Origin of the sequence: Streptomyces sp. HUAS 31 (assembly GCF_028198125.1) — a bacterium.
GTDB lineage: Bacteria > Actinomycetota > Actinomycetes > Streptomycetales > Streptomycetaceae > Streptomyces > Streptomyces chartreusis.
This window is the reverse complement of sequence record NZ_CP116353.1, coordinates 4,225,706-4,239,949: the sequence shown is the minus strand read 5'-3', so window position 1 is coordinate 4,239,949 and position 14,244 is coordinate 4,225,706. Positions and strand designations below refer to the sequence as shown.

Annotated in this window: 15 protein-coding genes; 12 read left to right on the top strand and 3 right to left on the bottom strand. The window is 72.2% G+C overall.

All coding sequences use genetic code 11. From position 1 onward, the window contains the following. Positions 1-84 precede the first annotated feature (84 nt). The 3 genes from PGH47_RS18650 (at position 85) to PGH47_RS18640 (ending at position 2,514) form a co-directional block, all read left to right on the top strand. Positions 85-843: a GOLPH3/VPS74 family protein gene (locus tag PGH47_RS18650; protein ID WP_093866454.1), complete on the top strand. Its 759-nt coding sequence runs from the start codon at positions 85-87 to the stop codon at positions 841-843. Positions 844-1,230: 387 nt separating this feature from the next. Beyond that, the gene (locus PGH47_RS18645; RefSeq protein ID WP_030967808.1) at positions 1,231-2,088 is read left to right on the top strand and encodes a helix-turn-helix domain-containing protein; all 858 of its coding nucleotides are present in this window, start codon (positions 1,231-1,233) and stop codon (positions 2,086-2,088) included. 234 nt (positions 2,089-2,322) lie between these two features. Further along, positions 2,323-2,514, top strand: a complete 192-nt coding sequence (locus PGH47_RS18640) for a DUF397 domain-containing protein (protein ID WP_126898414.1) — start codon at positions 2,323-2,325, stop codon at positions 2,512-2,514. A 146-nt stretch (positions 2,515-2,660) separates the two neighbouring features. On the opposite strand, the gene PGH47_RS18635 is transcribed toward PGH47_RS18640, so the two are convergent. From PGH47_RS18635 to PGH47_RS18625, 3 genes are all read right to left on the bottom strand, one after another. Further along, positions 2,661-3,530, bottom strand: a complete 870-nt coding sequence (locus tag PGH47_RS18635; protein WP_271664373.1) for a MerR family transcriptional regulator — start codon at positions 3,528-3,530, stop codon at positions 2,661-2,663. A gap of 66 nt (positions 3,531-3,596) precedes the next feature. Next, positions 3,597-4,106: a glutathione peroxidase gene (locus PGH47_RS18630; protein ID WP_107905932.1), complete on the bottom strand. Its 510-nt coding sequence runs from the start codon at positions 4,104-4,106 to the stop codon at positions 3,597-3,599. A gap of 24 nt (positions 4,107-4,130) precedes the next feature. Beyond that, on the bottom strand, positions 4,131-5,150 hold the full coding sequence (locus PGH47_RS18625; RefSeq protein WP_271664372.1) for an ArsR/SmtB family transcription factor: 1,020 nt from the start codon (positions 5,148-5,150) through the stop codon (positions 4,131-4,133). Positions 5,151-5,391: 241 nt separating this feature from the next. Between PGH47_RS18625 and PGH47_RS18620 the strand changes: the two genes are divergently transcribed. From PGH47_RS18620 to PGH47_RS18580, 9 genes are all read left to right on the top strand, one after another. After that, on the top strand, positions 5,392-6,585 hold the full coding sequence (locus tag PGH47_RS18620) for an MFS transporter (RefSeq protein ID WP_271664371.1): 1,194 nt from the start codon (positions 5,392-5,394) through the stop codon (positions 6,583-6,585). A 94-nt stretch (positions 6,586-6,679) separates the two neighbouring features. Continuing rightward, positions 6,680-7,612, top strand: coding sequence for a 3-oxoacyl-[acyl-carrier-protein] synthase III C-terminal domain-containing protein (locus tag PGH47_RS18615; RefSeq protein ID WP_107905929.1), 933 nt, complete (start codon positions 6,680-6,682; stop codon positions 7,610-7,612). A 31-nt stretch (positions 7,613-7,643) separates the two neighbouring features. Then, a complete protein-coding gene (locus tag PGH47_RS18610; RefSeq protein WP_271664370.1) occupies positions 7,644-9,041 on the top strand; it encodes an ATP-binding protein in 1,398 nt (465 codons plus the stop codon). Positions 9,042-9,043: 2 nt separating this feature from the next. Beyond that, positions 9,044-10,342: a type III PLP-dependent enzyme gene (locus PGH47_RS18605; RefSeq protein WP_125525531.1), complete on the top strand. Its 1,299-nt coding sequence runs from the start codon at positions 9,044-9,046 to the stop codon at positions 10,340-10,342. Positions 10,343-10,365: 23 nt separating this feature from the next. Then, complete coding sequence (locus tag PGH47_RS18600; RefSeq protein WP_030960020.1) at positions 10,366-10,647, top strand: acyl carrier protein; 282 nt, start codon at positions 10,366-10,368, stop codon at positions 10,645-10,647. Positions 10,648-10,649: 2 nt separating this feature from the next. Beyond that, on the top strand, positions 10,650-11,579 hold the full coding sequence (locus tag PGH47_RS18595; protein ID WP_271664369.1) for a hypothetical protein: 930 nt from the start codon (positions 10,650-10,652) through the stop codon (positions 11,577-11,579). After that, on the top strand, positions 11,554-12,213 hold the full coding sequence (locus tag PGH47_RS18590; protein WP_150501800.1) for a hypothetical protein: 660 nt from the start codon (positions 11,554-11,556) through the stop codon (positions 12,211-12,213). Before PGH47_RS18595 ends, PGH47_RS18590 begins: the two co-directional genes overlap by 26 nt. Then, complete coding sequence (locus tag PGH47_RS18585) at positions 12,210-13,370, top strand: acyl-CoA dehydrogenase family protein (protein ID WP_271664368.1); 1,161 nt, start codon at positions 12,210-12,212, stop codon at positions 13,368-13,370. Before PGH47_RS18590 ends, PGH47_RS18585 begins: the two co-directional genes overlap by 4 nt. Next, the gene (locus PGH47_RS18580; RefSeq protein ID WP_271664367.1) at positions 13,367-14,089 is read left to right on the top strand and encodes a 4'-phosphopantetheinyl transferase family protein; all 723 of its coding nucleotides are present in this window, start codon (positions 13,367-13,369) and stop codon (positions 14,087-14,089) included. Before PGH47_RS18585 ends, PGH47_RS18580 begins: the two co-directional genes overlap by 4 nt. Positions 14,090-14,244: the final 155 nt, after the last annotated feature.

Sequence of the window (14,244 nt, the reverse complement as noted above, 5' to 3'; positions counted from 1 at the left end):
GTTCCCTTACAAACAGGTCACGCACCCTCGACAGACCAATGTGAGAGGGGTCACCCTGTCTTTCATCCACGCGGGGAGGCATGGATGGGCAGGAGCCGCAGAACAATTCCGGAGGAGCTTCTGCTGCTGGCGCTGGACCCGACCACGGGTACCACCGCACAGCCGCAGTCGCTCGACCTCGGTCTGGCCGGAGCACAGCTAGTGGAGCTGGCGCTGGCCGGACGGATAGCCCCAGACGGGGATCGTATCGCCGTGGTGGCACCGCGGCCGACTGGAGATCCAACACTGGACTGTGCGTTGGAGTTGCTGCGAAGGCGTGGCGCTCCCGTGCGTGCCGTCCACTGGATCGGCGGGCCCCGGCTGGGGCTGCGCCAGACCTATCTCTCGCATCTGGAGAGGTGCGGCATGGTCGCCGCCGTGCCGGGCCAGATGTGCGGAGTGCTGCCGACGACTCGCTATCAAGCGACGGACAACGACATCAGCCGGGAGATCAGGGCCCGGCTGGATTCCGCGATCCGCACCGGCGTACCGCCGGACCCGCGGACCGCGGCGCTCGCCGCCCTGGCGCACGCGGTCGGCCTCGGCAAGCACCTGTATCCGGGCAATGAGGGCAGGTCCTCACGGTCCCGGCTGCGGGACCTGATCAGGCACGACCCGATGGGCGGTCTCGTCGCGCACGCGGTGATGGACGTCCAGAACGGCGCGGCGGCACAGCCGCGTCGCAACCCGGCTGCCCCGGCCGGCCGGCAGGCCGCACCCGGAGGCAGGGCCGCGGCGGAACCCGCTCGTGGCGTTCCGGTGCAGCCGCGCCGCGGATCCATGGCGCGTGTCGTGGCCCACTGAGCCGCAGTCCCACGACCCGCATCACCGGATCCGGCGCACGCACCGCCTGATCCAGCACGCGCACCACCTGTTCCACCCGCACCACAGGCACGACCCGCACACCACGCACGCGAAGTGCAGCGCCGCACCGCAGTCCCCAAGACCGGTTCGGGAGCCGCTGGTCCGCGCGGGGCGACGGGACCGTACGTCCGCACATCCGTACCTCCGGATGGCGTACCACGGTCCCGTCGCCCCGCGCGGCCGCATGTGCGGGGATCCTGGCGAACTGGCGTGTATCCAGCGCATATCCACCGTTTCCCAGCGGTAGTAAGCACCTTGGTGGCAGTCTGCTCAACAGCAGATACACAAAGTGGTAATTACAGGCAGGCAGCCGGAGGTGCACGTCCCGTGGCGTCCAATGTCAATCCCACCGTCAGGCGACGCCGGCTGGGCCAGGAGCTGCGCCGGCTCCGCGAGCTCAAGGGCATGACGGCCGAGGAAGTCGCCGAGCGGCTGCTGGTGTCGCAGTCGAAGATCAGCCGGCTGGAGAACGGACGGCGCAGTATCAGCCAGCGCGACGTCCGCGACCTGTGCGGGGTCTACGAGGTGGAGGACCACCGGATCGTGGACTCGCTGATGCAGATGGCCAAGGATTCGCGCCAGCAAGGGTGGTGGCACTCCTTCGGAGACATCCCCTACAGCGTCTACATCGGCCTGGAGACGGACGCCGCGAGCCTGCGCGTGTACGACCCGCAGGTCGTCCCGGGGCTCTTGCAGACCAAGCAGTACGCCGAGGCACTGATCGCCGGGGCGCTGCCGGAGACGGCGCAGGCGGAGATCGAGAAGCGGGTCCAGGTGCGCATGCGCCGACAGGAACGAATCTCCACCGAGGAGAACCCGCTGCGGCTGTGGACCGTCCTGGACGAGGCCGCCCTGCGCCGTGTCGTCGGCAACCGGTCACTGATGCGGGACCAGTTGGAGCAGCTCGTCGAGCAGAGCCAGCTGCCGCACGTCACCGTGCAGGTCATCCCCTTCGACATGGGAGCGCACCCGGGCCTCAACGGGCAGTACGCGATCCTGGAGTTCCCGGACGCGGCCGACTCCAGCGTCGTCTACATCGAGGGCGTCACCAGCGACCTGTACCTGGAGAAGGCGAACGACGTCCAGAAGTACAGCGTGATGTACGAGCACCTGCGGGCGCAGGCCCTGAACGTGGACCAGTCACGGCAGTTCATCGCGGACATCGCCAAGGAGTACGCGCGCTGAAACGCCCGTCCCGACCGGAGAAGAGCCGCACGGTACACCGTCCCCCGGCCGGGATGGAAGACTCCAATGGAATATGCCACCCACCCGAGTGAATAGTCGCTTCGTCAGCGGATGTTGGCGAGTAGCGTCGATCACGCCACCGAGCAACAAGGTTGGCGTGAATCGTCCTGCGGGATCCGGTCCGGACGCGCAGGACGGTGACAGCAACTCAACATCTGGTAATTCGGAGCGAACATGGCAATTCGTCAGGGTGCCACGGACACGTGGACCAAGTCCTCGTACTCGACAGGCAACGGCGCGTGCGTCGAGGTCAAGTCACCGGTCGTAGCGGCCATGGCCGTACGGGACTCCAAGGTGCCCGAGGGCCCCGTCCTGGGTTTCCCCGCGACCGCGTGGAACACCTTCGTGGCGTCGGTCAAGGCGTAAGGGGCGGGGCTGTCTGAACCCGCGCCTTCCACCGACCGACGACCGACAACTGCACAAGCATCACAAGAGCCCTCTCGACCAGCTCGCCGTCCTTGCCGAGAGGGCTCGGCTGTGCCCCGGTGGGCCGGCCTTCGCCGGCCCCGGGATCACTTCACCGGGAACGCCACGTCGCACACCGGATCCTGTGCCCCCGCCGCGTCCCAGTCCGCGAAGTAGACCTCACGGCACGGGCCCGCCTGTTCCAGGCCCTCACCCTCGATCCACTCCTCCACCGCCTCGAACGCGGCGAGGATCTGCGGATGCGCCACCTGGGCCTTGGTGATCCGGGTGTAGGCCAGCCGCTGGGCGGGCCGCACGCTCACCTTCGTCTCCCAGCTCCGGCCGTGCTGCTCGGCCCAGGCCCGCGCCGCCGCCTCATCGGCGACCGGCACGCACGACTCGGCCGGGCCGTCGCTCTCCGTCGACACCTCGGCGTGGTAGACCACGAAGGGCGGGGCCGTGACACCGCCGCACTCGCGCGCCGCCGCCTCCAGCCGGCCCAGCGACGCCCCGATCCAGGCCGGCAGCTCGCCCGCCAGCACATGCCGGGCCTCGCTGATCACCACCTGCTCGGGCACGTCCACCGTCTCGATCACGAACTTGCCGTACATCTCGGAGCTCCTCCCCGACAGCCGTCCACGGAGGTACTCGGCGAGGGTCCGCTGTCCTGCCACCCGGGTCTCCACGTCCGCCCAGTACGCGGCGAGCCGGTCGGCTGCCGAAGCCCCGTCCGGGGCCTCCACGACCTCCGCGATCCGGGCGAGCGGCATGTCCAGCTGGCGCAGCAGCGCCACCAGACGGGCCCGCTCGACCTGCTCGGCGCGGTAGTAGCGGTAACCGCTCGCCTCGTCGACCTGCGCGGGCGGCAGCAGCCCCAGTCGGTCGTAGAGCCGCAGGGCCTTGGCCGAGAGCCGGGCCCGCGCGGCGAACGCGCCGATGGTGAGCAGTTCGTCGTCCACGGCCTCATCCTCCGTCACCGGGCGGCTGATCCGCCCGGTGACAAGGAGGCTCGACCCTGCCCCAGGGGCAAGGTCAACGGCCGCTCAGGCCAGCTGGCCCTCGACGGCCGCCACCAGCTCGGCGGCCTCCGGCTCGGTCTGCGGCGAGAAGCGGGCGACGACGGTGCCGTCGCGGCCGATCAGGAACTTCTCGAAGTTCCAGCGGATGTCGCCGGTGTGGCCCTCGGCGTCGGCGAAGCCCACGAGGCGCTCGTACAGTGCGTGCCGGCCCTCGCCGTTCACCTCGACCTTCTCGGTCATCGGGAAGGTCACGCCGTAGGTCGCCGAGCAGAACTCCGCGATCTCGTCGGCGGTGCCGGGCTCCTGGCCCATGAACTGGTTGCAGGGCACCCCGAGCACGGTGAAGCCGCGCTCCGCGTAGCGCTCCTGGAGCTTCTCCAGGCCGTTGTACTGGGGGGTCAGGCCGCACTTGGACGCCACGTTCACGATGAGGACCGCCTGGCCGGCGTACTGGGCGAGGTCGGCGGTGCCGCCGGTGAGGGCGTCGATGTCCACGTCGAGGGGGGAGTTTTCGTTGGTGTCTGCAGTCGTCATGAGGCGGATGCTAACTCCGGCGGGTCAGGCCGGGGGAAAGGTGCCGGTCGGTGGGGGCTGGTCGCGCAGTTCCCCGCGCCCCTTCGGGGGCGCGGCCACCAGCACGTTTCCCGACATGGTCCTGGAATACAGCACCGACCGTCCCGCCCGCCTGCGCTCCACCAGTCCCGCGTCCAGCAGTACCCGCAGATGCCGGCCCACCGAGCCGAGCGCCTGGCCGGTGACCGCGACGAGCTGGCTGGTGCTCATCGGGGAGCCGAGGAGTACGAGGATCGTGGCGCGGGCCTGTCCCAGCAGGGCGCTCAGGCTTGCCGGGACCGCGCGGGCGCCGGGGTCCGTGAGGGCGCCCGTGCAGGCGTAGACCAGGGCGTAGCGGTCTGGTTCCTCCCAGGAGACCCAGCCGGTCTTCGGGGTGACCGGCATGAAGACGAGCTCGGCGCCGGAGATCTCGCGGGGCGGGTACTCGCCGAGGTTCACCTGGAGGCGGTTGTCGCCGAGCCAGCGGGTCTGGCCCGGTCGCAGGGAGTCGAGCACCGCCGCCCAGCCGCCCTGGCTCACCCGCGCGGTCCGGGCGGCGACGTCCGCCTCCAGGATCCGTCGGCGGCGGTCCCAGTACGGCCGTACCGCACGGGTCCAGACGTGTTCGAGGAGCGCGGCGGCGCGGTCGGGAAGGTCGTCGCGGTCCAGTGCGGCGGGCAGGGGGCCGGCGAGGGAGACGGTGAGGTGGGCGCGTGCCGCGGCGGGGTCGGCCGCGCGGACCCGGGCGACGACCTCCTCGAAGGTCTCCCCGTCCTTGGGGGTGGGGGCGATGAAGTCGGCGATCCAGGCCCGGCCGAGCGCGGCACGCACCAGCTGCGCGGTCGTGGGGTCGGCTGCGAGGCGGGCGCGGTAGGCGGGCAGGTGATCGCGGAGCCAGGCCCGCTCGCCGGGGTGCGCGGGGATGCCCGCGTGCAGCAGCTTCAGGCTCGCGAAGGTCTCGGCGAAGGGGGAGAGGACGAAACGGCTGCGGACGAGGGTGTCCGCGTTGAGCTGCCACCACCCCATGAGCGCCCCCCGTGTCGTCGCCGCTGCACGGAGCCGGTGTCCTCGCGGCCTTGCGGCACCGGCGCTTCGCGGCCTTGCGGCACCGGCGCATTCGCGGACCTGCGGCACAGGTGCCTTCGTGGCCCCGCGGCACCGGTGCCCTCGTGGCCCCGTGCCCGATCTTTCGCGTCCCCGCGCACCCGTGCTTTCGCGTCAGCGCGAAACAATACGACCCCCGCCCGCACCCCCGCAGACTCCGCGCATGCGCAGCTACCGCGAGCTCTTCCGCACTCCCGAGTTCACCCCGTTCTTCCTCGCCTCCGCGGCCCAGGGGGCTGCCCTGACGATCGGCGGGCTGGCGCTGGCCACGCTGGTCTACCGGGCCACGGACTCGCCGCTGCTGTCGGCGGTGAGCATGTTCGGGCCGCAGCTCGCGCAGATGCTCGGGGCGACCTTCCTGCTGTCGGGCGCCGACCGGCTGCCCCCGCGGGCCGCGCTGAGCAGCATCAGCCTCGCCTTCGCCGGCTGCACCACGGTCCTGGCGCTGCCGGGGCTGCCGGTCGGGGCGGTCTTCGGCGTCGTCTTCCTCCAGGGCCTGATCGCCTCGCTGGGCGGGGGAGTGACCGGGGGTCTGCTGAACGAGATCCTGCCCAAGGACGGCTTCGTGCTGGGCCGCTCGGTGTTCAACATGGTCTTCGGGCTGGTGCAGGTCGTCGGTTTCGCGACGGGCGGCGCGCTGCTGGCGGTGCTGTCCCCCCGTACCTGTCTGCTGCTGTCGGCGGCGCTGTACGTCACCGCGTCCGTCGTCCTGCGGCTCGGCCTGTCGGCCCGCCCGCCGCGGTCCTCGGGCCGCCCGTCCGTCTCGGCGACCTGGCGCACGAACGCCCACCTGTGGTCCTCGCGCCCCCGCCGCCTCACCTACCTGGGCATGTGGCTCCCCAACGGTCTGATCGTCGGCTGCGAATCCCTCTACGTCTCCTACGACCCCGGTGCCGCCGGTGTCCTGTTCTCCTCCGCCGCGCTGGGCATGTTCGTCGGCGATCTGAGCGTCGGCCGCTTCGTGCCGCCCGCCCTGCGCCCCCGCCTGCCCGTCCCGCTGCTGCTGTTGCTGGCCGCGCCGTACCTCCTCTTCGCGCTGCGGCCGGGCCTGCCGTGGGCCGCGCTGATCGTGTGCGTCGCCTCCGTCGGCTTCGGCGCGACCCTGGCGCAGCAGGAGCGGCTGATGACCCTCACCCCCGACGAACTCGCGGGCCACGCCCTCGGGTTGCGCGGCGCCGGGATGCTCACCATGCAGGGCGTCGGGGCGGCCCTCGCGGGCACGGTGGCCCAACTGACCTCGCCCGGAACGGCGATGACGGCCGTGGCGGCCGCCTCGCTGGCCGTGACGCTGACCCTGGCGGCGGCCGGCCGGGGCCAGGTGTGGGACGCCGAGCCGGTGGCCGCCGCCCGGGAGTGACGGCCGCCCCCGGAGCGACCGCGGCACCGGGGAGCGGCGACCCGGTCAGCGCAGCGTCAGCTGGGCGTCAGCGGGGGCCGCGAATGTTGTGGGTATGACGTCCATCGTCGCGGTCTCCAGCAGTCTGCCCGACACCATTCCGATCGCCCGGTTCCAGCACGAACTCGGGCTGACCGACGTGCAGTTGAGGCGCTACCAGCGCTTCTACGGCCTGTCCGAGGTCTGCCGTGCCCCGGAGGCCGGCGAGACCGAGCTGCTGCTGCGCGCCACCGCCAAGCTCGCCGAGCTGCGCGGTCAGGAACAGCGCGTGAAGTACGTCCTCCAGGCGCGGACCATGCCCTCGCCGCTGCCCTACCCGCTGACGTCCCTCGCGCCGCTCCAGGCCGAGCTGGGCCTGGAGCACGCGAGCGGTTTCGTGGTCTCGCACCACGCCTGCGCCTCGGGCCTGCTCGCCCTCGACATGGCGGGCACGCTGCTCGCCGCCGACCCCGACCCGGACGCCCTCGCCCTGGTCCTCACCGGCGAGAAGACCGGCACCGGCAAGACGCAGTCCATCCCGGACGTCACGGTGATGGGCGAGGGCACCGCCGCGTTCCTGGTCAGCGCCGACCGCACCGGCCGCGACCGGATGCTCGGCTACGCCGCCCGTACCCACACCCGGTTCGGCGCCGACTTCATCATGGGCGAGGCCGCCGCCAAGGACTTCCAGGACCTGTACGGGCCGGGCCTGACCGAGGTGATCGGCGCCGCCCTGGACGAGGCGGGCTGCGCCCTCGACGAGCTGGCGCTGGTGCTGCCGCACAACGTCAACCGGCTGTCGTGGATCGGCGTCTGCAAGGCGCTCGGGCTGCCCCTGGAGAAGGTCTTCCTGGACCTGGTCGGGCACACCGGGCACTGCTTCTGCGCCGACCCCTTCATCAACCTCCAGCGGGCCACGGAACTGGGCCGGCTGCGCCCCGGCGACCGCTACCTGATGACCAGCGTGGGGCTCGGGGCGACCTTCGCGGCGATGGTCCTCGAGCACTGACCACCACATGAGAATGACGAGGTCGACACAGATGCAACCACCGCCCTCCGGCTTCACCAGGCGCCTGAAGCGCGCGGTCACACCGGCCGCCGACACCCCCCTGGTGTTCCTGGGCAACTTCGAGGTCGAGAACCATTGGGCGCTCGGCGAACCCGCGCTGCCCCGGGTCGGCGCGCACGCCGGCAGCGCCGTCGTCAACCGCATGGACGAGTTCGCGCTGCTGCTCGGCGGCAAGGACGACCACGTCGTCCTCAAGACGCCCCTCGACGACGGCTACCGCGCCTACCTGGAGGGCCTCGGCCTGGCCCTGCCCACCGTGCACGTGGTGGCCGGGCAGGACCCGCGCCGCACGGTCAGCGAGGACGCCCTCGCCGACCCGGAGCTGCTGCGCACCCTGTCCGCGCTGGCCGCCGACGGCGCCCGGCTGACCGCGCACGGCATCTCCACCGTGGAGGAGGAGCTGGCCGAACGCACGGGCCTGGCGCTCGCCGCGCCGGACGCCGCCATCTGCAAGCGGGTCAACAGCAAGGTCTACAGCCGCCGCCTCGCCGACGAGCTGGGCATCCGGCAGGCACGCGGCTGGGCCTGCGAGACGCTGGACGAGCTGGCGGCAGCCGTCGCCGCGGCGGGCGAGCTGCTCGCCGCCGGACGCAAGGTCGTCGTCAAGGACGCCTTCGGAGTGTCCGGCAAGGGCATCGTCGTCCTCGACAGCGACAAGCGGCTCGCCCGTCTGCACCGGATGGCCGTCACCCAGGCCGAGCGCGCCGCGGGCGAGGGCGGCACGGTGCGCACCGCGCTGGTCATCGAGGAGTGGGTCGCCAAGCGGGCCGACCTCAACTACCAGTTCACGGTGGGCCGGGACGGCTCCGTGCACTTCGACTTCGTCAAGGAGCTGCTCACCGAGAACGGCGTCCACAAGGGCCACCGCATGCCCGCCCGGCTCACCGAGCGGCAGGTCGCCGAGATCGCCGCCACCGCGGACCTGCTGGGCGAACGCCTCGCCGCCGACGGCTACTTCGGGGTGGCCGGCGTCGACGCCATGATCGACCCGGACGACGGTCTCTACCCGGTCGTGGAGATCAACGCCCGCAACAACATGTCGACGTACCAGAGCGTCGTCCACGAGGGCCTCGCCGGACCCGAAGAGGTCGCCGTCGCCCGCCACTTCACCGTACGGCTCACGCGGCCGCTGCCCTTCGCCGAGCTGCGCGAGGTCCTCGACGGGCTGCTGCTGACCGAGCGCGGCCCGCGCCCGCGCGGCCTGTTCGTCAACAACTACGCCACGGTGAACGCCGCTGCCGCCGACGCCGGCGCGGACGGCTTCGAGGGGCGGCTCTACGGCGTCCTCGTGGCCGCCTCCGACGCCGAGGTGGCCGCCCTCGACACCGACATCACCCGCCGCCTCGCGGCCCACACGGATCGGAGCTGAACGTGAGCCTCGCCTACGAGGTGCAGGGCCTCGGCATCACCGAACTCGCCGAGCAGTACGGCACGCCCCTCTACCTTTACGACGGTGCGGAGATCACCACCCGTTTCCAGGGCCTGCGCGGGCGTCTGCACCCGGCGCTGGAGGTCTTCTACTCGCTGAAGGCCAACCCGAACATCTCCGTCTGCGCGCTGCTGCACCGCTGCGGCGCCCGCGCCGAGGTGTCCTCGCTGACCGAGCTGGTCACGGCCCGCCGCGCCGGCGTCGACCCGCGGGACATCATCTTCCTCGGCCCCGGCAAGTCCCGTACCGAGCTGGCCGCCTGCCTCGACGAGGACATCCACGCGATCGTGTGCGAGTCCCTCGACGAGCTCGCCCTCATCGACGAGGTGGCGCGGGAGAAGTTCGTCACCGCCCGGGTCGCGCTGCGCGTCAACCCGTCCTTCTCCGTGAAGGGTTCGGGCCTGACGATGGGCGGCAAGCCCCGCCAGTTCGGCATCGACGAGGAGCAGCTGCTCGCCGAGGGCCCGGAGCTCGCCTCCCGCTACCCGGCCGTACGCCTGATGGGCGTCCAGGTCTACCTGGGCACGCGCATCCTCGGCGAGGACACCGTCGTGGAGAACACCCGGCGCATCCTGGACCTCGCCGAGCGCGTCTCGGGGCACCTCGGCTTCCCGCTGGAGACCGTCGACGTCGGCGGCGGCCTCGGCATCGCCTACTTCGACAACGAGAAGGACCTCGACCTCGACGAGCTCGCCGCCGGGCTCAACCCGGTCGTGGACGCCTTCGCCGTACGGCACCCCGACACCCGCATGATCATGGAGCTGGGCCGGTTCCTGGTGGCCGCGTCCGGCACCTATGTGACCCGGGTGCGCTACACGAAGCAGTCGATGGGCGAGAACTTCGCGGTCACCGACGGCGGCACCAACCACCACATGGCGGCGGTCGGCATCGGCTCCTACGTCAAGCGGAACTTCCCCATCGCCGCCCTGGAGCGCCTCGACGCGCCGGCCACCGAGTCCTGGCACATCACCGGCCCGCTGTGCACGCCGAACGACGTCGTCGGCAAGAAGGTGCCCATGCCGCCGCTGGAGGCCGGCGAGCTCATCGGCGTGCAGCGCTCCGGCGCCTACGGGCCGACCGCCTCGCCCGTGCACTTCCTCAGCCACGGCTACCCGGCGGAGGTCCTCGTCCTGGACGGGCGGGCGCACCTGATCCGTGAGCGCGACGACGTCGAGGTGATGCTCGGCCGGCAGCGGCTGTACGACGCGCCGGGCGCCGACGACCACCGAACCCAGAACTGACCGAACCAGCAAGGAGAACCGGCATGACCGAGAACACCGCAGTCGTGGACACCGCCGAGCGCGCGCGCTTCGTGGACGCCGTCCGCAAGGGCCTGAGCGAGGTCCTGAACAAGGACGTCTCCGGCGCCGACGAGGGCGTGCGCCTCTTCGACGAGCTGGGGCTCGACTCCAGCAGCGCGCTGGAGCTGCTCATCACCATCGAGGAGATCCTCGACGTGCAGTTCGACGCCGAGGACCTGGAGATGACGCACTTCGAGACGGTGGGCTCGCTCGCCGACTTCGTCGCGTCGGAAGCGGGCGCCTGAGCATGTTCCGCACGGCAGCGCCCGTACGGCACCCGGGGGCGGCGGGCGACGGGCTCGCGGAGTCCGGTGCGTCGGCCGTGCCCCGGCTGGTGCGGGCGGCCCGGTACGCGCCGACGGCCCCGGCGTCCGGCTATGTGCCGGTGCCCGAGCTGGAGCAGTTCTACGCGGAGCTGGGCGCCCCCCACGGGCTGCCCTTCGCACGCGAGCGGTACGCCGCCTCGCCCCGGCGCACCTCCGTGGAGCTGGCGTTCGGCGCGCTGGACGCGCTGGGCGAACTGCCCGAGGACCGGGCGCCGGAGCTGGTCGTGGTCGCCTACGCCACGCCCGACTTCATCCACGCCGAGCTGGTCGCGTCGTGCGTGAAGGGGCGGCTGCCGGGCTCGCCCCTCGCCTTCGCGCTGTCCGACCAGGGGCCGCTGACCGGGTTCAGCGCCCTGCGGGTCGGCGTGGAGTACGCCAGGCGCTGCGGCTTCACCCGGCTGCTGCTGCTGGTCGTGGACCAGAGCACGCAGCCGTTCGCGGTGCCGGACGAGGAGGCCGCGCACACCGACTCGGCCGTGGCGCTGCTGCTGGACTGGGACGGCGGCGCGGCCCCGGTCCGGGGCATGGCGCAGGGGCCGCTGTCGGCGCCCGGCCTGTTCGCCGGGTGGGACCCGGCGGCCGCGGTCGTGGCGGGCACGGGGCTCGCCGGCGCCGACTGCCAACTGCCCTCGCACGGGGGCCCGTCGGTGACCGCCGGGCCCGGACTGCCGTGCACGGGCGTCTGGACGGCGCTGCTGGACGCGGTGGCCCGGGGGATCACCGGGCCGGTGGTCGTGGCCGACCACGACCCGGGACGCGGGCTGCTGGCGCACTGCGCGCTCGACTGCACCGCGGAACTTCTGACACGGGGGAATGGGGAGACCGATGACGGTTCCGGCCGAGGTGCGTGAGCACTGCCTTCAGGCGCGCGGCAACGCGCGCACGGACGGGCTGGTGCCCGCGCTGACGCTGCTGACGCGGGCCCTGTCGCCGAAGGTGCCGCCGCGCGGGCCGCGCGGGCACGCCGTACTGCCGAAGGAACTGCTCGACGAGTTCGCGGCGATGGAGGCCGAGGACGCCGGCCGCGACGAACGCCACGACGACGTGCCGGTGCCCGGACTCGCCGTGCTGCGGCCCGGCGGGGAGCAGGGCGCGGCAGAGGCGCCCGACGGGCCCGACGCGCACACCTGGGGCACGGGGCTCGCCTGGCTGCGGCTCGGCATGTCCGAGCGGCTGCGGGAGGCGTGCATCGCCTATCTCGCGGCCCGGCAGGTCGAGGGCACCTCGCTGCTGATGCAGCAGATGGTCAAGGGCACCCTCGCGGACGTCCTGATCGACCATCTGGAGATCGAGGGCGTCCTGGAGGAGCTCACCGAGGGCCCCGACGGCGACCGTGTCCTGGAGCGGCTCCAGCAGCAGATCACCCGCGCCGACCGCACCCTGCTGCGCCTCCTGGGCGCCCACGGCTTCACCGCGGACGGCCCCGGCCCGACGGCCCACGCCTCGGAGCTGCTCGCCGACGTGTACCGCGGGGAGGACACGTGATCAGCCTGCCCGCCCCGCTGGTCACCACCCAGGAGCACGTACGGCGCTGGGCCGGGGACCTGCGGGCGCACGCCCTCGAACTCGACGCGGACCCCGAGGCGATCCGCCGGCACCTCGATCTGCCCGCCGTGCGCTTCCTGGCCGGGCACGAGGTGCCGCCCGACTGGCAGCGGACGAGCGACGCGGCGGGCGCGGGCCCCGCACACGGGCTGCCCACGCTCGAACGGGTGCTGGTCAGCGAGGAGTTGGCCCGGGGAGACGCGGGGATGATGCTCGCCTCGCCGGGCGCCTCCATGTGCGGGGCGCTGCTCGGCGTCCTCGGCAGCCAGGAACAGCGGGACTGGGTGTACGGCAGGCTCGCCGAGCAGCCGCGCTGGACCTGCTTCGCCCTCACCGAGCCCGAACGCGGCTCCGCCATCGGCGAGATGACCGCCACCCTCACCCCGGACGGTGACGGCGGCTACCTCCTCGACGGCGAGAAGCGGTACGTCGGCAACGCCGCCCGCGCCGACGTCGGCGCCGTCTTCGCCCGCGTCGCCGGCACCGAACGGCTCGGGGTGCTGGCCGTCCTGGTGGACACCGCCGACCCCGGCTTCCGGGCCGAACCGCTGCCCACCGTGGGGCTGCGCGGGGCACAGCTCACCCACATCACGCTGGAGCGGGTGCGGGTGCCCGCCGAGCGGGTGCTCGGGGCGCATCTGCCCCCGACCCGGCGCGGCATGTGGAGCATCGTCGCCGTCTTCAACCAGCTGCGCCCCAGCGTCGCCGCCATCGCCCTGGGCATCGCCCGCGCCGCCCACGACTACGTCGCCGAACACCGGCGGCTGCTGCGCGGACGCGAGCGCGAGACGTACGAGGAACTCGGCCACCGCATCGACGCGGCCCGGCTGCTGACGTACCGGGCCGCCCTCGCCGTGGACCGGCGCCCGGCGGCCGGGCACCTCGCGTCGGCGGCCAAGGCCCGCGCCTGCGAGCTCGCCGAGGACGTGACCCTCGCCGCGCTCGGTCTCCTCGGCCCCGGCGCGCGGCTGGACCATCCTCTGCTGGAGAAGCTGGCCAGGGACGCCCGGGGCGTGGAGTTCATGGAAGGTACACGCAACATCCAGAAACTCAATCTCTTCCAGGGGCTGCACACCGGAAAGGTGGGCCGGCCGTGAGCACGGAGGCCGAGGTGTGGCACATTCCGCTTTCCGCCGAACCGGAACCGGAGGGCGGCCCTTCCGCTCTCGAGGACCTCCTGGACGACAACGAGAGATCCCGGGCCCGGATGGGGAAACTCCCAGGAATGCGGCGCCGTTTCGTACGGGCGCACGCCGCGGCCCGGATCATCCTCGGCGCCCGCCTCGGACAGCCGCCGGAGACCGTGCGCTTCACCCGCGGACGCTGGGGCAAGCCCGCGGTCGAGGGTGCCCGCGGGCTGCACTTCAGCCTGTCCCACTCGGGGGAGCTGGCGCTGCTCGCGCTGGCGCCGAGACCCGTCGGCGTGGATGTGGAACTGGCCCGCGCCGACCTCGACTTCACACGGCTGGCCAGGCGTTTCTTCCCGGAAGCGGAACGCGGTTCGGTGGCGCGCGGCGGCCGGGACACCTTCGTGCGGCTGTGGACCCGCAAGGAGGCGTGCGTGAAGGCGGCGGGCGGCCGGCTCACCCAGGGCATGGGCCTGCCGGTGGCGCACACCGCACCCCAGGCCGTCGTACGGGATCCGGCGGGGGAACTCGAAGGTCCCTGGCGGGTCGCGGACCTGGCGCTGCCCGACGGATATGCGGGTGCCGTCGCCCTGTTCGGCGGCGATCCCTTTTCCGTGTCATCGCGGATGTGGTATGACATGCCGCCGGAAGAATCCGACGCCATGTCGGCCACCCGGGGTGTCAAGTAGAAGAAACTCCCCCTCGAATCGGAGTACTTGTACCCGTGATCGCGCGCCGGGCCGTCAGTAGGTTTTGTTCAGGCAAGAGAGCGCGGTAATCACCACCGGCCGGAATTTCGAACCCAGGCGTGTGTCCGTGATCCCGGGCAATTCATTCGAGAAGG